The sequence below is a fragment of the Mycobacterium sp. PS03-16 genome (genome assembly GCF_004570325.1).
In the GTDB taxonomy this organism is placed as follows: domain Bacteria; phylum Actinomycetota; class Actinomycetes; order Mycobacteriales; family Mycobacteriaceae; genus Mycobacterium.
Genome location: NZ_SPQO01000010.1, coordinates 82,286 through 104,153, shown reverse-complemented (window position 1 = coordinate 104,153; position 21,868 = coordinate 82,286). Strand labels below are relative to the sequence as shown.

The 21,868-nt window shown below is 70.0% G+C and carries 20 protein-coding genes and 1 pseudogene; 7 read left to right on the top strand and 14 right to left on the bottom strand.

Annotated features, from left to right (window positions below):
• Window positions 1–70 precede the first annotated feature (70 nt).
• The 6 genes and pseudogenes from E4P42_RS11330 to E4P42_RS11305 all read right to left on the bottom strand — a co-directional run bounded on the left by E4P42_RS11330 (window position 71) and on the right by E4P42_RS11305 (window position 6,835).
• Window positions 71–1,297, bottom strand: coding sequence for a lipase family protein (locus E4P42_RS11330; RefSeq protein ID WP_245233985.1), 1,227 nt, complete (start codon window positions 1,295–1,297; stop codon window positions 71–73).
• Window positions 1,298–1,534: 237 nt separating this feature from the next.
• The gene (ahcY, locus tag E4P42_RS11325; RefSeq protein WP_135126159.1) at window positions 1,535–3,004 is read right to left on the bottom strand and encodes an adenosylhomocysteinase; all 1,470 of its coding nucleotides are present in this window, start codon (window positions 3,002–3,004) and stop codon (window positions 1,535–1,537) included.
• 86 nt (window positions 3,005–3,090) lie between these two features.
• Window positions 3,091–3,687 carry a TetR family transcriptional regulator gene (locus tag E4P42_RS11320; protein ID WP_167759459.1) on the bottom strand — a complete coding sequence of 199 codons (597 nt, stop codon included), beginning with the start codon at window positions 3,685–3,687 and terminating at the stop codon, window positions 3,091–3,093.
• Between the two features lie 74 nt (window positions 3,688–3,761).
• Window positions 3,762–3,944 (bottom strand): annotated as a pseudogene (locus E4P42_RS11315) (rubredoxin).
• A 39-nt stretch (window positions 3,945–3,983) separates the two neighbouring features.
• A complete protein-coding gene (locus tag E4P42_RS11310) occupies window positions 3,984–5,219 on the bottom strand; it encodes an alkane 1-monooxygenase (protein ID WP_135126157.1) in 1,236 nt (411 codons plus the stop codon).
• A gap of 158 nt (window positions 5,220–5,377) precedes the next feature.
• Window positions 5,378–6,835: an amino acid permease gene (locus E4P42_RS11305; protein WP_135126156.1), complete on the bottom strand. Its 1,458-nt coding sequence runs from the start codon at window positions 6,833–6,835 to the stop codon at window positions 5,378–5,380.
• 65 nt (window positions 6,836–6,900) lie between these two features.
• Here E4P42_RS11305 and E4P42_RS11300 point away from each other — a divergent pair, with 65 nt between their 5' ends.
• On the top strand, window positions 6,901–8,286 hold the full coding sequence (locus E4P42_RS11300) for an NAD(P)/FAD-dependent oxidoreductase (RefSeq protein ID WP_135126155.1): 1,386 nt from the start codon (window positions 6,901–6,903) through the stop codon (window positions 8,284–8,286).
• 4 nt (window positions 8,287–8,290) lie between these two features.
• On the opposite strand, the gene manA is transcribed toward E4P42_RS11300, so the two are convergent.
• The 4 genes from manA to E4P42_RS11280 form a co-directional block, all read right to left on the bottom strand.
• Window positions 8,291–9,517 (bottom strand): mannose-6-phosphate isomerase, class I, encoded by a 1,227-nt coding sequence (gene manA, locus E4P42_RS11295; protein WP_135126154.1) that lies wholly within the window; start codon window positions 9,515–9,517, stop codon window positions 8,291–8,293.
• A 5-nt stretch (window positions 9,518–9,522) separates the two neighbouring features.
• Entirely contained in the window at window positions 9,523–10,602 is a 1,080-nt protein-coding gene (locus tag E4P42_RS11290; protein WP_135126153.1) for a TobH protein, read from the bottom strand.
• Complete coding sequence (locus E4P42_RS11285) at window positions 10,599–11,996, bottom strand: phosphomannomutase/phosphoglucomutase (RefSeq protein ID WP_135126152.1); 1,398 nt, start codon at window positions 11,994–11,996, stop codon at window positions 10,599–10,601. Before E4P42_RS11285 ends, E4P42_RS11290 begins: the two co-directional genes overlap by 4 nt.
• 76 nt (window positions 11,997–12,072) lie before the next feature.
• A complete protein-coding gene (locus tag E4P42_RS11280; protein WP_135126151.1) occupies window positions 12,073–12,489 on the bottom strand; it encodes a DUF3499 domain-containing protein in 417 nt (138 codons plus the stop codon).
• A 133-nt stretch (window positions 12,490–12,622) separates the two neighbouring features.
• Here E4P42_RS11280 and E4P42_RS11275 point away from each other — a divergent pair, with 133 nt between their 5' ends.
• Complete coding sequence (locus E4P42_RS11275; protein ID WP_135126150.1) at window positions 12,623–13,045, top strand: metallopeptidase family protein; 423 nt, start codon at window positions 12,623–12,625, stop codon at window positions 13,043–13,045.
• Between the two features lie 16 nt (window positions 13,046–13,061).
• Here the strand turns inward: E4P42_RS11275 and E4P42_RS11270 are convergent, their stop codons facing one another.
• Window positions 13,062–13,325 carry a WhiB family transcriptional regulator gene (locus tag E4P42_RS11270; RefSeq protein WP_209305755.1) on the bottom strand — a complete coding sequence of 88 codons (264 nt, stop codon included), beginning with the start codon at window positions 13,323–13,325 and terminating at the stop codon, window positions 13,062–13,064.
• A 443-nt stretch (window positions 13,326–13,768) separates the two neighbouring features.
• Here E4P42_RS11270 and cofD point away from each other — a divergent pair, with 443 nt between their 5' ends.
• From cofD to E4P42_RS11250, 3 genes are read left to right on the top strand one after another with little or no spacing between them, the layout of a single operon-like run.
• The gene (cofD, locus tag E4P42_RS11260; RefSeq protein ID WP_135126147.1) at window positions 13,769–14,767 is read left to right on the top strand and encodes a 2-phospho-L-lactate transferase; all 999 of its coding nucleotides are present in this window, start codon (window positions 13,769–13,771) and stop codon (window positions 14,765–14,767) included.
• On the top strand, window positions 14,764–16,104 hold the full coding sequence (locus tag E4P42_RS11255; RefSeq protein ID WP_167759453.1) for a coenzyme F420-0:L-glutamate ligase: 1,341 nt from the start codon (window positions 14,764–14,766) through the stop codon (window positions 16,102–16,104). Before cofD ends, E4P42_RS11255 begins: the two co-directional genes overlap by 4 nt.
• The gene (locus E4P42_RS11250; protein WP_135126145.1) at window positions 16,101–16,649 is read left to right on the top strand and encodes an NUDIX domain-containing protein; all 549 of its coding nucleotides are present in this window, start codon (window positions 16,101–16,103) and stop codon (window positions 16,647–16,649) included. Before E4P42_RS11255 ends, E4P42_RS11250 begins: the two co-directional genes overlap by 4 nt.
• A gap of 10 nt (window positions 16,650–16,659) precedes the next feature.
• Here the strand turns inward: E4P42_RS11250 and E4P42_RS11245 are convergent, their stop codons facing one another.
• The 3 genes from E4P42_RS11245 to rfbD all read right to left on the bottom strand — a co-directional run bounded on the left by E4P42_RS11245 (window position 16,660) and on the right by rfbD (window position 19,561).
• Window positions 16,660–17,751 carry a sugar phosphate nucleotidyltransferase gene (locus E4P42_RS11245; RefSeq protein ID WP_135126144.1) on the bottom strand — a complete coding sequence of 364 codons (1,092 nt, stop codon included), beginning with the start codon at window positions 17,749–17,751 and terminating at the stop codon, window positions 16,660–16,662.
• A gap of 2 nt (window positions 17,752–17,753) precedes the next feature.
• Window positions 17,754–18,635 carry a glycosyltransferase family 2 protein gene (locus E4P42_RS11240; RefSeq protein WP_167759452.1) on the bottom strand — a complete coding sequence of 294 codons (882 nt, stop codon included), beginning with the start codon at window positions 18,633–18,635 and terminating at the stop codon, window positions 17,754–17,756.
• 62 nt (window positions 18,636–18,697) lie between these two features.
• The gene (rfbD, locus tag E4P42_RS11235; protein ID WP_135126143.1) at window positions 18,698–19,561 is read right to left on the bottom strand and encodes a dTDP-4-dehydrorhamnose reductase; all 864 of its coding nucleotides are present in this window, start codon (window positions 19,559–19,561) and stop codon (window positions 18,698–18,700) included.
• A 79-nt stretch (window positions 19,562–19,640) separates the two neighbouring features.
• On the opposite strand from rfbD, the gene E4P42_RS11230 reads away from it, so the two are divergent.
• Window positions 19,641–21,113 (top strand): LCP family protein, encoded by a 1,473-nt coding sequence (locus tag E4P42_RS11230; RefSeq protein WP_135126142.1) that lies wholly within the window; start codon window positions 19,641–19,643, stop codon window positions 21,111–21,113.
• Window positions 21,101–21,814 (top strand): TIGR03089 family protein, encoded by a 714-nt coding sequence (locus tag E4P42_RS11225; RefSeq protein ID WP_135126141.1) that lies wholly within the window; start codon window positions 21,101–21,103, stop codon window positions 21,812–21,814. Before E4P42_RS11230 ends, E4P42_RS11225 begins: the two co-directional genes overlap by 13 nt.
• The last annotated feature ends 54 nt before the right edge of the window (window positions 21,815–21,868 follow it).

The window sequence follows — 21,868 nt, the reverse complement described above, 5'->3', positions numbered from 1 at the left end:
TGTGAGCTCCCAGTACCCGAGGGTCCGTAGCGCGAAACGGTGGTCACCGAGCCGTAAGAACCGCGCGTGGTCAGAACCGCCCGCAGTTCGGGGCCGTCGGCACTCCCTTGAACCGGTCGGCGATCCACTGCATGGCCGGTTCACCGTCGACCAGCATCGGCAGCGCGTGGTTGACCACGGCCTTGTTGAGGAACGGTGGCTGCTCGTTGGTCCGCGCCTCCACATCGGCGCCCTGGGCGCACCAGTCGCGGCCGAGCTGCATCGCCGGCGCCCAGGGCACCAGCGGGTCGAATCGGTTGGCGTTGATCAGCACCGGCGCATTCGGCTTCGAGCGCCCCAGCTTCTGCTCCTCGAACAGCGACACGAACGGTTCGCGCTGCACCAGGCCGTTGATGTCGTCGTTGAAGTAGGGCTGCAGGTGCCGGAACATGAACTTCGTGATCGTCTCCGCGATGCACTGATCGCGTACCTTGAACAGCATGTCGGCGCCGCGCGGGGTCAGGGTGGCCCGGATCGCCGCTTCGTGCTCGGGATAGGCGGTCATCACCGAGTTCAATGCATATCCCACGACTCCCACCAGCATGCTGCCGTCGGCGAACGGAAAGAGCGCCTTGAGGTCTGCGGGCGGCGCCCCGGCGTAGGTGCCGACCGGATCGAGCTCCGGCGCGTACTGCTCGGCCATCTCGGCCGCCGACGCCGCCGCTCCCCCGCCCTGGGAGTATCCCCAGAACGCCACGGGCCCATCGGGATTGAGCGAGGTCCCCGGAAGCCGCTTGGCGGCGCGGGCCGCGTCGAGCATGGCGTGGCCCTGCGAGACGCGGCTGACGTAGGTGTGCAGTCCGGGAGTCCCGAGGCCCTCGTAGTCGGTCATCACGATCGCGAACCCGCGCGCGACCATCGTCGCGACGAACAGCTCCTCGTAGTTGAAGGCGATGTCGAGGTAGGGCGACCAGTGGATGCCCTGGTTGAACTGCCGGGACGGCGCACATTGGTCGCCCTGGCCCTGCGTGCCGGGTCCGTAGACGATCAGCGGACGCGGCCCGCCGAACGGCCACGGGTTGTGCGGCTCGAAGTAGGTGCCGGTCACCGCCACCGGATTGCCGCGAGCATCGTTGCTGCGGTACATGATTCGCGTACCGTTGGCCATGATCATGCCCAACTGGCCGGACGGCTCGAGCACCAGCCGCGACGGTTCGCTGCGAATCACGTCCCCGGGCCGGCCCGGTGGCAGCGGGACGGGCGGGGTGTAGAACGCCTGGTACTCGTCCTCGTTGAAGTACGGATGGTGGTGGTCGATGGTCGGATCGTCGGCCGCGGCGGGTACGGCGCCCGAGACCGCGATGACAATCAGACCGACGACTGTAACGAGTACCCGAATCCCCCGACCCACCCGCGAACGTTAACAAAACGCCATCGGCCATGGTGAGCTTCTGCGCATCCGGCCGCTGACACAAGCGTTTTCGATCGCGGGGGCACCATGAGACGAGCCCCGGCACACGACGCGTGTGCCGGGGCTCGTTCACTCACCGATCGGTCAGTACCGGTAGTGCTCCGGCTTGTACGGACCCTCGACGTCGACGTTGATGTACTCCGCCTGCTCCTTGGTGAGCTTGGTCAGCGTGCCACCGAGCGCCTCGACGTGGATGCGCGCGACCTTCTCGTCGAGATGCTTGGCCAGTCGGTACACCGCGTTGTCGTATTCGTCGTTCTTGGTCCACAGCTCGATCTGGGCGATCACCTGGTTGGAGAAGCTGTTGCTCATCACGAACGACGGGTGGCCCGTCGCGTTGCCCAGGTTGAGCAGGCGGCCCTCGCTCAGCACGATGATCGCCTTGCCGTCCTCGAAGGTCCACTCGTCGACCTGCGGCTTGATGTTGACCCGCTTGGCGCCCGAGCGCTCGAGGGCCGCCATGTCGATCTCATTGTCGAAGTGGCCGATGTTGCCCAGGATGGCCTGGTTCTTCATCGCCTTCATGTGGTCGAGGGTGATGATGTCCTTGTTGCCGGTCGAGGTGATCACGATGTCGGCGCTGCCGATCGCCTGCTCGACGGTCACCACGTCGAAGCCGTCCATCAGCGCCTGCAGCGCGTTGATCGGGTCGATCTCGGTGACCTGCACGCGCGCGCCCTGGCCGGCCAGCGACTCCGCGCAGCCCTTGCCCACGTCGCCGTAGCCGCAGATCAGCACCTTCTTACCGCCGATCAGCACGTCGGTGCCGCGGTTGATGCCGTCGATCAGCGAGTGGCGGGTGCCGTACTTGTTGTCGAACTTGCTCTTGGTGACCGAGTCGTTGACGTTGATCGCGGGGAACGGCAGCTCGCCGGCGGCCTCGAACTGGTAGAGCCGCAGCACGCCGGTGGTGGTCTCCTCGGTGACGCCCTGCACCGACTCGGCGATCTTGCTCCACTTGGTCTTGTCGGTCTCGAACCGCTGCCGCAGCAGGTTGAGGAAGACCTTGTACTCGGCCGAATCGTCGTCTTCGGCGGGCGGGACCACGCCGGCCTTCTCGAACTGGGCGCCGCGCAGCACCAGCATGGTGGCGTCACCGCCGTCGTCGAGAATCATGTTGGCCGGCTCGTTCGGCCAGGTCAGCATCTGCTCGGCGGCCCACCAGTACTCCTCGAGCGTCTCACCCTTCCAGGCGAAGACCGGGGTGCCCTTGGGCTCCTCGGGGGTGCCGTGGGGGCCGACGACGATCGCGGCGGCGGCGTGGTCCTGCGTGGAGAAGATGTTGCAGGACGCCCATCGAACGTCAGCGCCGAGGGCCGTCAGGGTCTCGATCAGCACCGCGGTCTGCACCGTCATGTGCAGGGACCCCGAGATGCGGGCGCCTTTGAGCGGCTGCACGTCGTGGTACTCGCGGCGCAGTGCCATCAGGCCCGGCATCTCGTGCTCGGCCAGGCGGATCTCCTTGCGGCCGAACTCGGCCAGGGACAGGTCGGCGACCTTGTACTCGATGCCGTTGCGGACATCGACCGTCATCCGCTGCTCAGTCGTGGTCATGGTTATACGTTTCCTTCTCGTGCGCGCGTCGCATCATTTAGCTCGGTTACACACATTAGTCGTCGCGGCGTGCTTCATCGCCGCCGCTAATTCTGCTCGATCACACCGTATCGCTCGGCGAACGGCGTCATCAGCCGGGCCAGGTCACCGGCCACATCGTGGTCGGCCTCCGGGGGCATCGACACGTAGCTCATGGCCAGGCGCACGATCGCGCGGGCCAGGATGCCGGCGTCGGTGTCGCTCGCCTTGACCCAGCTGTGCTGGAACGTCGCGGTGAGCCGCTCCGAACACCGGCTGATGATCGGGCCGCTGTCGGTGGTGATGATCTGCAGCAGATCGGGCTTGGTGTCCCCGGACAGCAGGGAGATGACCAGCGGATCGGCGGCCGACTCGGTGAAGAACGCCCGGAACCCCTCGAGGAAGGCGGCGTGGACCGCGCCGACGTTGCCCTCGATGGCGTCGTCGACGGCGTCGACCAGCCGGTCGGCCAGGCGGAGCGCGTACCCCTGCGCCAGGCCGTGCCGCGAGCCGAACTCGTTGTAGATGGTCTGGCGGCTGATCCCCGCGGCCTTCGCGACGTCCGACAGCGTGATCGACGACCAGTCGCGGCTGGTCAGCAGGTCGCGCATGCCGTCAAGGATCGAGTCGCGCAGCAGCACCCTCGACGCCTCGGCGTACGGCATGCGCTGCGCGCTGCGACGGTCGCGCCCGGTGGTCACACGCGCGACGATATCGTCTTCGGCCGCGCGTGCCGCCGTCACGGGCGTGCGATCTCCACCATGTCGAAGTCGGCTTTGGCCGCGCCGCAGTCCGGACAGCTCCAGTCGTCGGGGATGTCGTCCTATCGGGTGCCCGGGGCGATACCGTCCTCCGGCCAGCCCTTGGCCTCGTCGTACTCGAAGCCGCACTGCACGCAGACGAACAGCTTGTAGTCGGTCATGGGGTTTCCCTTCGATCGGCGGTGACTCTCGCGTCGTGGTCAGCGAGCGTTTCCGGTGGGGCCGTAGTCGGCCAGCACCTTGTCTCGCACCCGCGGGTGGATGTTCACCCGGGTGATGTCGCCGTCGTAGTGCTCGAGCACCCGGGGGTCCATCACCTTGCGCCACAGCGCAGGCACGTAGGTCAGCGCGATCATCGAGGCGTAACCGCTCGGCAGGTTCGGCGCGCCGGCCATGCTGCGCAGCGTCTGGTAGCGCCGGGTCGGGTTGGCGTGATGGTCGCTGTGCCGCTGCAGGTGGTAGAGGAACAGGTTGGTCACGATGTGGTCGGAGTTCCAGCTGTGCACCGGCGTGCAGCGTTCGTAGCGGCCGTTGCCCAGCCGCCGACGCAGCAGCCCGTAGTGCTCGAGATAGTTCACGGTCTCCAGCAGCGTGAAGCCGAACACCGCCGAGATCACGATGTAGGGGATCAGCGCCCAGCCGAAGATCGCGATCAGGGCGCCGTAGAACACCACCGACATCGCCCACGCGTTGAGCACGTCGTTCGACCAGTGCCACGTGGACTTGCCCGCCCGCTCCAGCCGCTTGGCCTCGAGCTCCCACGACGAGCGCAGGCTGCCGATCACGCTGCGCGGCATGAACTCCCAGACGGTCTCGCCGAAGCGGGCCGACGCGGGATCCTCCGGGGTGGCGACGCGGACGTGGTGCCCGCGGTTGTGCTCGACATAGAAGTGGCCGTAGCAGGTCTGCGCCAGCGTGATCTTGGCCAGCCAGCGCTCGAGCGAGTCCTTCTTGTGCCCCATCTCGTGGGCGGTGTTGATCCCGACCCCGCCGAGCAGGCCGACCGAGAGCGCCAGGCCGATCTTGGCCGGCCAGCCGAGGCCGCCGTCGACACCGAGCCAGCTCAGATCCGTCGCGGTGAACAGGTAGGCGCCCAGGACGACACTCGCGTACTGGAATGGGATGTAGAGGTAGGTGCAGTAGCGGTAGTAGCGGTCGTTCTCCAACCGCTCCATCACCTCCTCGGGAGGATTCTGCCCGTCCGGGCCGAACCTCAGATCGAGCGCGGGCAGCACGACGTACAGCAGGATCGGGCCGATCCAGAACGGCACGGCCGCGGCGGCGTGCCAGCCCTGCTGGTTGAGCGCCCACACCAGCGGCAGCATCACGAACAGCGCGGTCGGGGCGATCAACCCCATCAGCCACAGGTAGCGCTTGCGATCGGTCCAGAGCAGCGGGTCGACGGCGTCGGTCTGTGCGGTCACGGTCACCTCCATGTGAGTGGCATCACGGCGATGACTTGACTATAAAGCTAAATTTGTCGTTCGTCTAGACAAAGATCCTCCGTTTGTAAAACGGCGTTGGGCGACGAATGGCCAGTTATCGCACGCCGACGGTCGAAAGGCGTGCGACAACTGGCCACTCGCTTCAGGGGTCAGACGCGCTCGCGCTGGCCGAGCACCGAATGCCTGCGGCCGTAGGCGAAGTAGACGAGCACGCCGATGGCCATCCAGATCAGGAATCGGATCCAGGTCAGCCCGGTGAGGTTGAGCATCAGCCAGACGCAGGCGATGTTCGCGGCGATCGGCAGCAGCGGCACCAGCGGCACCTTGAACCCGCGCTTGAGATCGGGGCGGTTTCGCCGCAGCACCAAGACGCCGGCCGACACCAGCACGAACGCGAACAGCGTGCCGATGTTGACCATTTCCTCGAGCTTGCCGATCGGGAACACCGACGCCGCGATCGCGACGAGCGCGCCGACGATCAGCGTGATGCGCACCGGCGTGCCGTGCTCACCGGTCCTCGCGAGCTGACGGGGCATCAGGCCGTCGCGCGACATCGCGAACAACACCCGGGTCTGGCCGAGCATCAACACGATCACCACGGTCGTCAGACCGGCGAGCGCGCCCACAGAGATGACGGTCGCCGCCCAGTCGACGCCGTTGGCCGCGAACGCCGTCGCCAGGTTCGGGCTCTCCGCGTCGCGCAGTTCCGTATAAGACACCATGCCGGACAGCACGACCGCGACGGCCACGTACAGCACGGTCACGATCGCCAGCGAGCCCAGGATGCCGCGGGGCACGTCGCGCTGCGGGTTCTTGGTCTCCTCGGCGGTGGTCGCAACGATGTCGAAGCCGATGAACGCGAAGAACACGATCGACGCACCGGCCAGCAGGCCGTACCAGCCGTAGTGGCTGCCTTCCGCACCCGTCAGAAGAGAGAACAGGGACTGTTCGGATCCCGAGGCGCCCTCGCCGGCCTCGGCAGGCGGGATGAACGGTGAGTAGTTGGCGGCCTTGATGTAGAACGCGCCGACCACGACCACCAGCAGCACCACCGCGACCTTGATCACGGTGATCACGAGGCTGACCTCCGCCGACAGCTTGGTGCCCCGGGCCAGCAGTGCGGTCACCACGACGATGATGAGCAGCGCGCCCCAGTCCACCGTGATCCCGCCGAATTCGGCGGTGCCACCGGCGAACCCGAACACCGTGCCGAGATAGCTCGACCACCCCTTGGCCACCACCGCCGCGGCGACGGCGAACTCGAGGATGAGGTCCCATCCGATGATCCAGGCGATGAACTCACCGAAGGTGGCGTAGGAGAACGTGTACGCGCTGCCCGCCACCGGCACCGTCGAGGCGAATTCCGCGTAACACAGGGCGGCCAGCCCGCACGCGATCGCGGCGATGATGAACGAGATCGAGATGGCCGGCCCGGTCAGGCTGCCGGCCGTGGAGGCGGTGATGGTGAAGATACCGGCGCCGATCACCACCGACACCCCGAAGACCGTGAGATCCCACCAGGTCAGATCCTTGCGGAGCCGTGTGCCCGGTTCGTCGGTGTCGGCGATCGACTGCTCGATCGTCTTCGTGCGCCATCTACCGGCCATGACGGTTTCCTTTCGGATCGCTTCCGCACATGAGGTGTGCGCAGAGTACCGAGTACTGTGACCCGATGGGGTGGAGTGCTAAACACGCGATCGTCATCGGCGGCAGCATCGCGGGGATGTGCGCAGCGCGGGTGCTGTCGGATTTCTCCGAACGCGTCACCGTCTACGAGCGCGACGAGCTGCCCGACGAGCCGGTCAACCGCGCCGCGGTACCGCAGGGCCGCCACGTCCATCTGCTGATGGCGCGCGGGGCCCAGGAGTTCGAGAACCTCTTCCCGGGGATCCTCGACGACATGGTGGCCGCCGGGGTGCCGATCCTGGAGAACCGCCCGGATTGCATCCACTTCGGCGCCGCGGGTCACGTACTCGGCACCCGACACACCCTGCGTGACGAGTTCACCGCCTACGTACCCAGCCGTCCACAACTCGAATGGCAGATCCGCCGGCGCACCATGGCGATTCCCAACGTGACCGTCGAACGGAGGTCGGTCAACGAGCCGGTGTTCGACCGGGCACAGCAGCGCGTCACCGGGGTCACGCTCGGTGCAGGCGAGACGACCGAGACCGTCGAGGCGGATCTGGTGGTCGACGCGACCGGCCGCGGCACGCGGCTGCCGGTGTGGCTGGCGCAGTGGGGTTTCGACCGCCCGCGCGAGGACACCGTCGACGTCGGCATCGCCTACGCCTCCCACCAGGTGCACATTCCCGAGGAACTGCTGGCGGAGAAGGTCGTGGTGGCCGGCGCGTCGGCCGAACAACCGCTGGGCCTGGGCATGCTGTTCTACGAGGACGGCAACTGGAACGTCACCACGTTCGGGGTGGGCAAGGCCGAGCCGCCGCGCGACTTCGCCGGGATCTGCGACCTGGCCGACCAGATCCTGCCGCCGCACGTGGCCGCGGCGATGCGGCTGGGCACGCCGATCGGCGAGATGATGTTCCACAAGTACCCGACCAGCCGGTGGCGGCGCTACGACAAGCTCGACCGGTTCCCCGCGGGCATCATCCCGTTCGGGGACGCCGTGGTGAGCTTCAACCCGACGTTCGGGCAGGGGATGACCATGACCTCGCTGCAGGCCGGACACCTGCGCCGCGCACTGCAGCAGGGTGCACCGGACCTGGCCCGCGCGCTCAGCAAGGCAACCGCCAAGACCACCTTCCCGGTGTGGCAGATGAACGCGATCGGTGACCTGACCCTGCACCGGGCCACTGGTCCGGCGCCGTGGTGGTACGGCCCGGTGGGCAGCCTGTTCGACCAGTTCCTCGGCGCCGCGGAGACCGATCCCGTGCTGGCCGAGTGGTTCCTGCGGCGGTTCAGCCTGCTCGACAGCCTCTACATGGTGCCGTCGGCGCGGTTGGTGGGCCGCACGGTGCGCCACAACATGCGGCTGTGGCTGGCCGAGCGGCGCTCCGGCGGCGCCGCACGGCGCGAGGAGCTGGTCGCGAGCCGGTGACCGCCTAGATCCCGACGGTCACCCGGAACAGTTGCGACGGGACCGGGGCGAGCAGCCGGACGGGCCCGGCGTCGGCGGGCACCCACGCCGCCGCCCCGCGCGGCAGCGTCAGACTGCCCCCCTTACCGTGCACCACCGTGCAGCCCTGCGTGCACAGCAGCACCTGGGGGCCCTCGTGCCGCGACGGTGCGTCGATCTCGTGGCCCACGTTGTCGCCGTCGAGGCGCAGCACCGACACCGCGAACTCGGGCGCAGGCGTGCGATAGGCCAGTTCGAGCCCGTTCCTGGCGCTTTCGGGCTGCAGCACCAGATCGGGGGTCGGTGTGAAATCCAGGATGCGCAACAGCTCAGGGACATCCACGTGCTTGGGCGTCAGACCGCCGCGCAGCACGTTGTCGGAGTTCGCCATCACCTCGACCCCGACGCCGCGCAGGTAGGCGTGCAGGTTGCCGGCGGGCAGGAAGATGCTTTCGCCGGGGCGCAGCGTGATGCGGTTGAGCAGCATCGCCGCCAGCACCCCGGCATCACCCGGGTAGCGCTCGCCGAGTTCCAGCACGGTCTTCGCCTCGGCGGCGAATTCGCTGTGCCCGTTGCGGATGTAGTCGATCGCCCCCTCGAGCACCGCGGGCACCAGCACGTCGAGGTCGGGTTGCGGCGCGGTGATCCACGTGGTGAACAGCGCCCGCAGCCCGTCGGATTCGGACTGTCCGCTCAGCAGGTGGATGAACGGGTCCAGGTCGGAGACCGCCAGCGCGCGCATCAACTCGACGGTGCGAGCCACCGGCCGGAAGCCGGCCAGCGCCTCGAACTCCTCGAGCGCGACGATCAGCTCGGGCTTGTGACTGCGGTCGCGGTAGTTGCGCATCGGCGCCGACACCGGGATCTCGAGCCGCTCCTCGCGCGCATACCCCTCGGCGGCCTGCTGGGCGCTGGGGTGGGCCTGCAGCGACAGCGGTTCGTCGGCGGCGAGCACCTTGACCAGGAACGGCAGCGCATCGCCGAACCGCGCGACCGCCGCGGAACCGAGCTGCCCTTCCGGGTCGGCGCGCACCGCGTCGAGCAGCGAGCGCTCACCGTCCTCGGCTTGCAGGTAGGCGGGATCGCCCGGATGCGCACCGAACCACAGCTCGGCCTCGGGATGCGCTGTCGGACTGGGCCGTCCGGTGAACTCGGCGATCGCGGTCCGCGACCCCCAGGCATAGGTCCGTACCGCTCCGCGTAGCAGATGCACGCCGCTCAACCTCGCACCAGTCGCAGGTAAACCGCGGTCATCTCCAACCGCACGGCCAGCTTGGCCAACTGTCGCTCCAGTCTGGTGCCGCCGGGCGAGGCGGTCTCTTCCGGCCCGTCCGCGGCGTCCTCGGTGTCGACCACCTCCAGGGTGTCGTAGCCGCTGACCCGTGCGGTGACCACCGGGCGCTCGGCCTCGGTGGCGAGCAGGAAGGTGCGGGCCCGGCGCGGGCGTGGACCGTCGATCTCGTCGTCGTGGAAGAGCGATGTCTCGTGGCCGCCCGACGCGCCGAATCCGGAGCGCAGTGCGACCAGCACGTCGGCGAGGCCCGCCGCGGCCACCGTCTGCTGTGCGATCCGCAGCAGCACCGCCGCCCCGTGCCGGGCCAGCGCCAGTGTGGACGCGGTGTCACCGGCCAGGACGACGTCGTGGCCGCTCATCCGGTCGGCCAGCGCCTTGGCCGGGTTGGTGAACACGTCCCGGCCGGCGCTGTTGCGCAGCGCCTCGGCGTCGAGTTCGTCGGCCAGCCCATCGAGGTCGACGCGAAAGTTGGAGTCCACCACGGTCAGCACGGCCAGGCCGGCGGCCAGATAGCGGGCCAGCCCGAAGTCGTCGGGCACCCACAGTCGCGGCGCCAGCGCGACCGCGCGGCCCGCGGTGGCATCGCGCAGCGGTCCCTCGTAGGGCGCGACCACGACGACGCGCGCACCGCGGCGCACACCGGTCGCGGCGGCGGTCACCAGCGCCGGGTCCCCGGGATCGTCACCGGCGATCACCAGCACGTCGAGCGCGCCGATCCACGGCGGCACCTCGGCGGCGACCACGATCGGTGCTCCGATCGCGGCGCCGAAGGCCGCGGCCAGCATCGTGCCCGCGGCCTCGGCGGCGCCGCGTCCGGCCAGCCAGATCAGCGTGCGCGGCAGCTGCCCCGACCGCAGCGGTTCGAGCACCCCTTCGTCGAGCGCCGCAGCGGTGGAGCGCACCTGCGCACCCGCCATCGCCGCCGCCCGCAGCAAACCCTGGCGATCGGCGGCCAGCAGGCCGTCACTGTCGTCGAGGTCGACCACGGCGTCGGTGGCGTTCATGTCAAGGCCTCACCGCGCCCGGCGGTTTGGGCTGCCAGGGTTCCGGACACCTGCTCGACGACCTCGCCGACCTCCTCGGTGGTGCGCGCCTCCACGTTGAGGCGCAGCAATGGTTCGGTGTTGGACGTACGCAGGTTGAACCAGCGGCCGTCGCCGAGGTCGACGGTCACTCCGTCGAGATGGTCGATGGAGTGGATGCGGGTGCCGAACGACTTCAACACCGCCTCCACACACGCCGGCGCGTCGTCGACGGTGAAGTTGATCTCCCCGGAGGACTCGTAGCGCTGGTAGTCGGCCATCAGATCCGACAGCGGCCGGTCCTGGCTGCCGAGGGCGGCCAGCACATACAGCGCGGCGAGCATGCCGGAGTCGGCGCCCCAGAAGTCGCGGAAGTAGTAGTGCGCCGAGTGTTCACCGCCGAAGATCGCACCGGTCTCGGCCATCAGCGCCTTGATGTACGAGTGCCCGACGCGCGAGCGCACCGGGGTGCCGCCGCGCTCGACGACGAGTTCGGGCACGGCGCGGGACGTGATCAGGTTGTGGATCACCGTGGCGCCGATCTCGCGGCTCAGTTCGCGCGCGGCGACCAGCGCGGTGACCGCCGACGGCGAGACCGGCCGGCCGAGTTCGTCGACGACGAAGCAGCGGTCGGCGTCGCCGTCGAAGGCCAGGCCGATGTCGGCCCGCGCGGACACCACGTGGGCCTGCAGGTCCACCAGGTTCGCCGGATCCAGCGGGTTGGCCTCGTGATTGGGGAAGGTGCCGTCGAGTTCGAAGAACAGCGGCGCCAGCGTGACGGAGTCGATGGGGCCGAGCACCGCGGGTGCGGTGTGGCCGGCCATCCCGTTGCCGGCGTCGACCGCGACGTGCAGGGGCCGCAGCCCGGACATGTCGACCAGCGAACGCAGAAAGCCGCCGTAGTCGGCGAGCACGTCGCGGTCGGAGATCGTGCCGCGCGACCCGTCGCCGGCGGGCACCCCGGCGATGACCTCCTCGGCGATCTGCGCCAGCCCGGTGTCACGTCCGACCGGTTTGGCGCCGGCCCGGCACAGTTTGATGCCGTTGTAGGCGGCCGGGTTGTGGCTGGCGGTGAACATCGCGCCGGGGCAGTCGAGCTGCCCGGAGGCGAAGTAGAGCTGATCGGTGGACGCCAGGCCGATCCGGACCACGTCGAGGCCCTGGGCCAGCACCCCGTCGGCGAACGCGGCGGCCAGACCGGGTGAACTCTCGCGCATGTCGTACCCGATGACGACCTGACCGGATGCGTCGCGCACCAACCGGGCGAACGCGCCCCCGACCTCGGCGACGAACCCCTCGTCCAACTCGTCACCCACCAGGCCACGAACGTCGTAGGCCTTGATGACGCGGTGCACTGTCGCGGCCGGCCGAGACATACAACTCCTTGGGACGGGGGTGATGGCGCCAGCCTATCTGGACAACCGTCGGCGAACCGGAGACTATGCCTGGCGACTACGACGGATCGGGCAGCACCCGCAGATGACCGCGGCGCCGGCCGCTGGTCTCCGGGCGGCGGGCCGGCGGGGCCATCACCGCCCCGCCCTGCACGCCGGGGGCGGGATCCGAGAAGCTCGGCACCACACCGTGGACGGGCGCGGCGACCTCGCGGCCTTCACGGACGGCGTCGGCCAACGCCACCAGATCGTCGTCATCGGGGTGAGAGGGCAGCGGTCCGGCGTGGCGGACCAGTTCCCAGCCCCGGGGCGCGGTGATGCGGCTGGCATGTCCGACGCACAGATCCCACGAGTGCGGTTCGGACACGGTGGCCAGCGGGCCGACCACGGCGGTGGAGTCGGAGTAGACGAACGTCAGCGTCGCCACCGCGTAATGAGGGCACCCGGGCCGGCAGCAGCGACGGGGAACATTCACGAACGGAAGGCTATCGCGGGAGAAACGCCGCGGGGCGCCGGACACGCGCACCGGCAACCCGGCCGATAGCCAACCGTTACGATCTGTGTCCGTGGCCGAGCGCAACCGCTGGAGATCACGCCGCGGTCGCGAGATGCGTGGCCCGCTCCTCCCGCCGACGGTGCCGGGCTGGCGCAGCCGGGCCGAGCGTTTCGACATGGCGGTGCTCGAGGCCTACGAGCCGATCGAGCGGCGGTGGCAGAACCGGATCACCGGACTCGACGTCGCGGTGGATGAGATCCCGCGCATCGCGCCGAAGGATCCCGACAGTGTGCAGTGGCCGCCGGAGGTCGTGGCGGACGGACCGGTGGCGCTGGCCCGGCTGATACCCGCCGGCGTCGATGTCCGCGGTAACGCCACGCGGGCACGAATCGTATTGTTCAGAAGACCGATCGAGCGCCGGGCCAAGGACTCCGACGAACTCGCCGAGCTGTTGCATGAGGTGCTGGTGGCCCAGGTGGCCACCTATCTTGGGGTCGAACCGTCGGTGATCGATCCGACGATCGACGACGAGTGAACTCGCCGGGTGCGGGTCAGATGATCCCGCGCTTGAGGCGGCGCCGCTCCCGTTCGGAGAGCCCACCCCAGATACCGAACCGCTCATCGTGGGCGAGCGCGTACTCCAGGCACGCGTCCTTCACCTCGCAGCCCTGGCAGATCCGCTTGGCCTCGCGGGTCGATCCACCCTTCTCGGGGAAGAACGCCTCGGGGTCGGTTTGCGCGCACAGGGCCCGCTCCTGCCACTGATCGTCGTCGGCCCCCGGGTCGACGTCGATCGGATCGGTCACCAGACTCAGCTGTGGCCGGCCCGTCGGCACGATCGGTGATGACTGCACATCCGCGTGCGGCATGTCGCCCACAGCGCCGAGCAGCCGGTTGTCGAACCGCACCACTCGATCGAAATCGGTTTGCTCAAAAGACATTTCCCCGCCCTCCTCACTCGGTGTCGTCTGATCCATCGGAAGCCCCACTATGGTGATGTGCGGCCATTTCACTTCGAACAAGTGATCGAATCTCGGTCTGCGACACCGATTTCGGCCGGCCAACCGGGAAATGACACTGGTGTGATTACACACGCGTTAGCTGCCGGGGTCAAGCTCAGGAACAGAAATTCATACCACCCCGTGACACTTGTGCGGCGCGTCGGAAATCTCGGCGTGTCTTCATCGTGACCTGTCCCGTCCCGGCGCCCGCACAGTGGTGCGCCGGGCCCGCGGGCCACCGCCTAGTCTCGGTCGGTGTGAAGGTGACGGTTCTGGTCGGCGGGGTCGGCGGCGCGCGCTTCCTGCTGGGCGTCCAGCATGCGCTCGGCCTGGGACAGTTCGCGGACGGCTCCGGCGGCGAGCACGAGCTGACCGCGGTGGTCAACGTCGGCGACGACACGTGGATGTTCGGTGTGCGGATCTGCCCCGACCTCGACACGTGCATGTACACCCTCGGCGGCGGCATCGATCCCGAACGCGGGTGGGGCCACCGGGACGAGACGTGGCACGCCAAGGAGGAGCTCGCCGCCTACGGGGTGCAGCCCGACTGGTTCGGGTTGGGTGACCGCGACCTGGCCACCCATCTGGTGCGCAGCCAGATGCTGCGGGCCGGCTATCCGCTGTCACAGGTCACCGAGGCGTTGTGCGACCGGTGGTCGCCGGGCGCTCGGTTGCTGCCCGCCAGCGACGACCGCAGCGAGACCCACGTCGTCATCACCGATCCGGGCCCCGGCGAACACGAGGGCGAGAGGCGCGCGATCCACTTCCAGGAGTGGTGGGTGCGCTACCGCGCCAAGGTGCCCACCCACAGCTTCGCGTTCGTGGGGGCCGAGAAGGCGACGGCGGCCCCGGGCGTCACCGAAGCGATCGCCGGCGCCGACGTGGTGCTGCTCGCCCCGTCGAACCCCGTGGTCAGCATCGGCTCGATCCTGGCCGTGCCGGGGCTGCGCGCCGCGCTGCGCTCCACCGCGGCGCCGATCATCGGGTACTCCCCCATCATCGCCGGAAAACCGTTGCGCGGCATGGCCGACGAATGTCTGTCGGTGATCGGCGTGGCGTCGACCTCCGAAGCGGTGGGACGTCACTACGGGGCGCGGTCGGGCACCGGCATCCTCGACGGATGGCTGATCCACGAAGGCGACCACGCCGAGATCGACGGCGTCGACGTCGGCGCCGTGCCGCTGCTGATGACCGACCCCGCGACCACCGCGGAGATGGTGCGCGCCGGTGTGCGGATGGCCGGGGTCGCGCTGTGACCGAGCACGGCACGGCCGCGGCGATCGAGGTGCTGCCCGTCGGCGGACTGCCCGAGTTCCGGCCCGGCGACGACCTCGCGGACGCGTTGGCCACCGCCGCGCCGTGGCTGCGCGAGGGTGACGTGGTTGTGGTGACCAGCAAGGTGGTGTCCAAGTGCGAGGGCCGCATCGTCGTCGCACCCGAGGACCCCGACGAGCGGGATGCGTTGCGGCGCCGACTCATCGACGCCGAGGCCGTCCGCGTGCTGGCGCGTAAGGGCCGGACGCTGATCACCGAGAACGCGATCGGGCTGATCCAGGCGGCCGCCGGGGTCGACGGGTCCAACGTCGACACCCGCGAACTCGCCCTGCTGCCCGTCGATCCGGACGGCAGCGCGGCGCGATTGCGCGACGGGTTGCGGAAGCGACTCGGCGTCACGGTCGGTGTGGTGATCACCGACACCATGGGGCGCGCCTGGCGCAACGGGCAGATCGACGCGGCCATCGGGGCGGCCGGCCTGACCGTGCTGCACGGCTACAGCGGGGCCCGCGACGCCCACGGCAACGAACTGCTGGTGACCGAGGTCGCCGTCGCCGACGAGATCGCCGCCGCCGCCGATCTGGTCAAGGGCAAGCTGACCGGCATCCCGGTCGCTGTGGTCCGCGGAATGTCGTTGCCCGACAACGGGTCGACGGCACGCGATCTGCTGCGCCCCGGCGAGGACGACCTGTTCTGGCTCGGCACCGCCGAGGCGGTGGAACTCGGCCGCCGGCAGGCGCAGTTGCTGCGCAGGTCGGTACGCCGGTTCAGCACCGAACCCGTCGACGCGGGCCTCGTCGAGGAGGCGGTCGCCGAAGCGCTCACCGCACCGGCGCCGCACCACACCCGTCCGGTCCGCTTCGTCTGGGTGCAGCGGCCCGACACCCGCACCCGGCTGCTCGACCGGATGGCGGACCGCTGGCGTGCCGACCTGACTGCCGACGGGAAGTCGGCCGAGGCCGTCGACGCCCGCGTCGCCCGCGGCCGGATCCTCTACGACGCACCAGAACTCGTCATCCCGTTTCTCGTCCCCGACGGCGCGCACGAGTACCCCGACGCCGCGCGCACCGCGGCCGAGCACACCATGTTCACCGTCGCCGTCGGCGCGGCCGTGCAGGCCCTGCTCGTCGCGCTGGCGGTACGCGGTGTCGGCAGTTGCTGGGTCGGCTCCACGATCTTCGCCGCGGACCTGGTGCGTGCCGAACTCGACCTGCCCGACGACTGGGAGCCGCTGGGCGCCGTGGCGATCGGCCGCCCGGCGCAGGAGTCCGGGCCGCGGGACCCGGTGGACGTCGACGGGCTGCTGGTGCGCCGGTGAGCCTGCACGCGTCGGCCGTCGAGGTGCTCACCGGCTGGCCGGCGCCCGACCCGGAGCAGGATTCGCTGCGCCACGCAGTGCTGTCGTTCCTGCACGCGCGTCCCGACGGCTGCCTACGCTCCTGCGTGCCCGGTCACCTCACCGCGTCGGCGCTGGTGCTCGACCACACCGGCCGCCACGCGGTACTGACGCTGCACCCCCGGATCGGCCGCTGGCTACAACTGGGCGGGCACTGCGAACCCGGCGACGCCGACGTCGTCGCCGCGGCCCTGCGGGAGGCCGCCGAAGAGTCGGGCATCGACGACCTGGTGATCGATCCGGTGCCCGCGGCGCTGCACGTGCACCCCGTCACGTGCTCCCTGGGCGTCCCGACCCGCCATCTGGACCTGCAGTTCGTCGTCCACGCGCCGCCGCAGGCCCGGATCACCCGCTCGGACGAATCGCTGGACCTGCGCTGGTGGCCGCTCGACGACCTGCCGCCGGACACCGATTTCGGCCTGCGCCGGTTGGCCGCCGCCGCCGCGCAGCGGGGGTCCGGGCGCTGAGTCAGGCCGCTCAGACGTCGGTCGAGTAGCGGATCCCGCCGTCGGGGATGGTCACCCCGGGCCACACCCGCGCCCCGCGCAGCAGCTCACACCGGGCGCCGATGTCGGCGCCGTCACCGATGACCGCATCGCGGATCAGCGCCCGCGGACCGATGCGGGCACCGAACCCGATGATCGACCGTTCGATCACCGCGCCGGCCCCGACGTTCACCCCGTCGAAGATGACCGCCCCGTCCAGACGGGCACCGGCCTTGATCTCCGCGCCACGCCCCACCACGGTGCCGCCGATCAACAGCGCCCCCGGCGCCACCGAGGCGCCGTCGTGGACGAGGTTCTCGCCGCGATGGCCGTGCAATGCGGGTGACGGGGCGATACCGCGGACCAGATCGGCCGAACCGCGCACGAAATCCTCCGGCGTGCCCATGTCCCGCCAGTACGTCGCGTCGACGTATCCGCAGATCCGCAGCCCGCCGGACAGCAGACCCGGGAACACCTCACGCTCGACCGACACCGGCCGATCCCGCGGGATGCGTTCGATCACGTCGCGGTTGAACACGTAGCAGCCGGCGTTGATCTGGTCGGTCGGCGGATCCTGCGTCTTCTCCAGGAACGCGGTCACCACGCCGTCGGCGTCGGTCGGCACGCACCCGAACGCCCGGGGATCACCGACCCGCACCAGGTGCAGCGTGACGTCGGCGTCGCTGCTCTCGTGCGCGGACAGCAGCGCGCGCAGATCGCACCCGGACAGCACGTCGCCGTTGAACACCATCGCGGTGTCGTGCCGCAGCTTGTCGGTGACGTTGGCGATCGCCCCGCCGGTACCCATGGGCTCGGATTCGAAGACGTAGTCGATCTGCAGGCCGAGCTTGGACCCATCGCCGAACTCGGCCTCGAATACCTCCGCCTTGTAGGAGGTTCCGAGGATGACGTGTTCGACACCGGCCTCGGCGATCCGCGACAGCAGGTGGGTCAGAAACGCCAGGCCGGCCGTCGGCAGCATCGGCTTGGGCGCCGACAGCGTCAACGGGCGCAACCGCGTGCCCTGTCCCCCCACCAGCACGACGGCGTCCACATCCGCCGGATTCAGTTCACCCTTGACCATGCCTATCCCCCCCTTGCCTGCGTGCGACGAGCCTTGCGGACAACCAGACCCGCGCGGACGGCGAGCGCGGACTTGAAGGCACCCCGCAGCGGCGCCTGCCACCAGCGGGGATACCGATCAGATAGGAAAGTGTAGGTGCTGCGGTGGTGGGCGGCCAGGTTGCGCGCCGGATCGCGACCGGTCGAGTGGCCCTTGTGGTGCAACACCTCCGCCGCGGGCACGTAGACGTTCAGCCAGCCCGCGCGGCCGAGGCGATCACCGAGGTCCACGTCCTCCATGTACATGAAGTACCGCTCGTCGAACCCCCCGATCTGCGAGAACGCCGCCCTGCGCAGCAACAGGCAACTCCCCGACAGCCAGCCCACCGGGCGTTCGCTGGGCTCCTCCCGATCCTGGCGGTACGCCGCGGTCCACGGGTTGTTCCGCCAGAACGGGCCCACCACCGCGTGCATCCCGCCGCGCACCAGGCTCGGCAGATGCCGCGCCGACGGGTAGACCGATCCGTCGGGATCGCGGATCAACGGTCCGATCGCCCCGGCACGGGGCCAGCGGGCCGCCGCCTCCAGCATGATGTCGATCGAGCGCGGCCCCCACTGCACGTCGGGGTTCGCGACGATCAGGAACTCCGGATCGCCGGCATCGGCGTCCAGCGAGGCGACCGCCCGGTTGACCGCGGTGCCGTAGCCGAGGTTGCCGCCGGTGCGCAGCAGCGTGGTGTTGGGGTGGCGCGCCACCGCCTCCTCGGGCGTGCCGTCGGTGGAGCCGTTGTCGGCCATCACCACCGACACGGGCCGGTCGGTGGCATGTGACAGCGAGGCCAGGAACCGGTCGAGGTGCGGACCTGGCGAATACGTCACCGTGACGACGATCAATCCGTCACTCACCCGACGGTCCGCCTCACCGCACCGGCCCTTTCTCTCGCCACGGCGTAGAGGGTAGCGGCCCGTCAGGAAGCGGCCCGCAACGCGGACTCCAGCGCCTCCCGCCACCCCCGCAGCGGCGTCAGGCCGCGTGCCGCCGAACCGGCACCGGCCAGCGCCGAGAACGCGGGCCGGCGGGCGGGGCGGGGGAACCGATCGCTGGTGACCGGACGCACCCGTGCCGGGTCCGCGCCGAGTGCCTCGAACACCGCACAGGCCTGGTCGTAGCGGCTGGCCTGCCCGCCGTTGGCGGCATGCAGCAGCGGGCCGCGGACTCCGCCGTCGGCGATCTGCAGCAGCGCGCCGGCCAGATCGGCCGCCGAGGTGGGCGAGCCGATCTGATCGGCCACCACCTCCAGTTCGTCGGTTCCGGCGGCGCGCCGGCGCATGACGGCGACGAAGTCGGTCCCGGCGGCGCCCTCGTAGACCCAGGCGGTGCGCACGACGTACGCGTCGGGTTTGGCGACCAGCACCGCCCGCTCGCCGGCGAGCTTGCTGTGTCCGTACACGCTGAGCGGGCCGGTGGGGTCGTCGACGTCGTAGGGCCGCGGCGGCGCACCGCCGAAGTCACCGCCGAACACGTAGTCGGTCGAGAGGTGGATCAGCCCGGCGCCGGCACGGGCGCACGCCTGCGCGAGCACCCCCGGCCCGTCGGCGTTCACCGCGTGGGCGCGCTGCGGATCGGACTCCGCGGCGTCGACGTCGGTGTAGGCCGCGCAGTTGACCACCACGTCGTCGGCCGCGACGGCATGCGCGACCGCGCCGGGGTCGGTGATGTCACACTCCGATGACGTCAACGCGAGCACGTCGCGGCCCTGCTGACGGGCCTGACCAGCCAGGATGCGGCCCACCATGCCGCCGGCACCGGTGATCACGAGTCGCTGCGGCATGCCAGCGAGTCTGACACGGACCTTGGCACGCCGACGATCGCTACCCCGCAGGCGCCGCCCGCGCCAGTAGCCTGGGCTGATGCCGACCCGACTCCTGCGTGCCGTTGCTGTGACGGTGACGCTCGCCGTGGTGCTGGGAACCGGGGTGGCCTGGAGCCGGATCCGGTCGTTCGAATCCGGCATCAACCACATCAGCTCGCCCGCCCTGGGCGAGGGCGGCGAGGACGGCGCGATCGACATCCTGCTGGTCGGCTCCGACAGCCGCACCGATGCGCACGGCAACCCGCTGTCGCAGGAGGAGTTGGCCACGCTGCGCGCCGGCGACGACGTGTCCACCAACACCGACACCATCATCCTGATCCGCGTGCCCAACAACGGTCAGTCCGCGACGGCCATCTCGATCCCGCGCGACTCGTACGTCGAGGCGCCCGGGCTGGGCAAGATGAAGATCAACGGCGTCTACGGCTCGGTGCACCTGGAAAAGCTCAAGGAGCTGGTCGAAGGGCAGGGCATGGATCCGGCCGAGGCCGAGCCGGTGGCGATGGAGGACGGCCGCGAGGCGCTCATCAAGACCGTCGCGAAGCTCACCGGGGTGACCGTCGACCACTACGCCGAGATCGGGCTGCTGGGCTTCGCGTTGATCACCGACGCCCTGGGCGGGGTGAGCGTGTGCCTGAAAGAGCCGGTGTACGAACCGCTTTCGGGCGCCGACTTCCCGGCCGGCTGGCAGAAGCTGGGCGGCCCGCAGGCGCTCAGCTTCGTGCGGCAACGGCACAACCTGCCGCGCGGCGACCTGGACCGGGTCACCCGCCAGCAGGCGGTGATGGCCTCACTGGCCCACGAGGTGATCTCGAGCAAGACCCTGTCCAGCCCGGCCGCGCTGAGCCGGCTCGAGGCGGCGGTGCAGCGCTCGGTGGTGCTGTCCGACGGCTGGGACATCATGGATTTCGTCGATCAGCTGCAGAAGCTCGCGGCAGGCAACGTGGCGTTCGCCACCATCCCCGTCCTGCGGGAGGACGGCTGGAGCGACGACGGCATGCAGAGCGTCGTGCGGGTCGATCCGCTGGCGGTGCAGGACTGGGTGACCGGACTGCTCGACGACCAGGACGAGGGAAAGACCGAGGAACTCGCCTATACGCCGGACAAGACCACCGTGGAGGTGCTCAACGGCACCGACATCAACGGGCTCGCGGCGGCGGTGTCGGCGGTGCTGACCGACGACGGGTTCACCCCCGGCCCCACCGGCAACCACGAGGGCGGCGCGGTCGAGGCCACCGAGGTGCGCGCGGCCACCGCCGACGACCTGGGGGCGCAGCAGGTCGCCAAGGACCTCGGCGGCCTGACGGTCGTCGAGGACGCCTCGGTGCCGCCGGGCAGCGTGCGGGTGATCCTCGGCGACGACTACACCGGCCCGGGCTCAGGGCTCGACGGGACGGATCCCACGCTGCTGACCGCCGATCCGGCCGCGGCCGACGCGACGGACCCGGCGGCCCCGCCGCCGCCCCCGCAGATCATCACCGCCGGCTCCGACGACCCGGAGTGTGTGAACTGACCGTCACCGCCGCCCTGCTCGGCCCGCTGCTGGACACCGATCCGGCCGGTCCCCGCATCACCTACTACGACGACGCCACCGGCGAACGCATCGAGTTGTCCGCGGTGACGCTGGCCAACTGGGCAGCCAAGACCGGCAACCTGTTGCGCGATGAACTCGGCGCGGCGTCGGGGAGTCGGGTGGCGATTCTGCTGCCCGCGCACTGGCAGACCGCCGCGGTGCTGTTCGGGCTGTGGTGGATCGGCGCCGAGGCGGTGCTCGGGGCCGCGGACGCGGATGTCGCACTGTGCACCGCCGACCGGATCGACGAAGCCGACCAGGCCGTGGGGACCGGGGAGATCGCGGTGCTGTCGCTGGACCCGTTCGGCAAGCCGGTCGCGGATCTGCCCGTGGGCCTCACGGACTACGCCACCGCGGTGCGCGTGCACGGCGACCAGATCACGCCGGAACGGATGCCGGGACCGGCGTTGGACGGCCGCTCCGTCGGCCGGGTCGTCGCCGACGCCCGAAGTGCCGCGGAGGCAGCAAGTCTCACCCCCGGTGCCCGGGTGATGTCGACCGCACCCTGGACGACCGCCGACGACGTCGTCGCCCACCTGCTCTCGGTGTTCGCGGTCGGCGGCTCGCTGGTGCAGGTGGCCCACCCGGATCCCGCGGCGATGGAACGGCGCCGGACCATGGAGAAGGTCACGCACGGCTGACGCGGCCGTGTCGCCTTCGCGCCATGTGCTTGCCAGCGGCGGGTGCGAAAGCGC

Bases quoted from the DNA above. Each gene is read 5' to 3' on its own strand.
- E4P42_RS11285 (WP_135126152.1), bottom strand. From the start codon at position 11,996: ATGTCTCGGCCGGCCGCGACAGTGCACCGCGTCATCAAGGCCTACGAC.
- rfbD (WP_135126143.1), bottom strand. From the start codon at position 19,561: ATGCCGCAGCGACTCGTGATCACCGGTGCCGGCGGCATGGTGGGCCGC.
- E4P42_RS11300 (WP_135126155.1), top strand. From the start codon at position 6,901: ATGGGGTGGAGTGCTAAACACGCGATCGTCATCGGCGGCAGCATCGCG.
- E4P42_RS11320 (WP_167759459.1), bottom strand. From the start codon at position 3,687: ATGCCGTACGCCGAGGCGTCGAGGGTGCTGCTGCGCGACTCGATCCTT.
- ahcY (WP_135126159.1), bottom strand. From the start codon at position 3,004: ATGACCACGACTGAGCAGCGGATGACGGTCGATGTCCGCAACGGCATC.
- E4P42_RS11245 (WP_135126144.1), bottom strand. From the start codon at position 17,751: ATGGTCAAGGGTGAACTGAATCCGGCGGATGTGGACGCCGTCGTGCTG.
- E4P42_RS11305 (WP_135126156.1), bottom strand. From the start codon at position 6,835: ATGGCCGGTAGATGGCGCACGAAGACGATCGAGCAGTCGATCGCCGAC.
- E4P42_RS11275 (WP_135126150.1), top strand. From the start codon at position 12,623: ATGCGTGGCCCGCTCCTCCCGCCGACGGTGCCGGGCTGGCGCAGCCGG.
- E4P42_RS11310 (WP_135126157.1), bottom strand. From the start codon at position 5,219: ATGGAGGTGACCGTGACCGCACAGACCGACGCCGTCGACCCGCTGCTC.
- E4P42_RS11290 (WP_135126153.1), bottom strand. From the start codon at position 10,602: ATGAACGCCACCGACGCCGTGGTCGACCTCGACGACAGTGACGGCCTG.
- E4P42_RS11230 (WP_135126142.1), top strand. From the start codon at position 19,641: ATGCCGACCCGACTCCTGCGTGCCGTTGCTGTGACGGTGACGCTCGCC.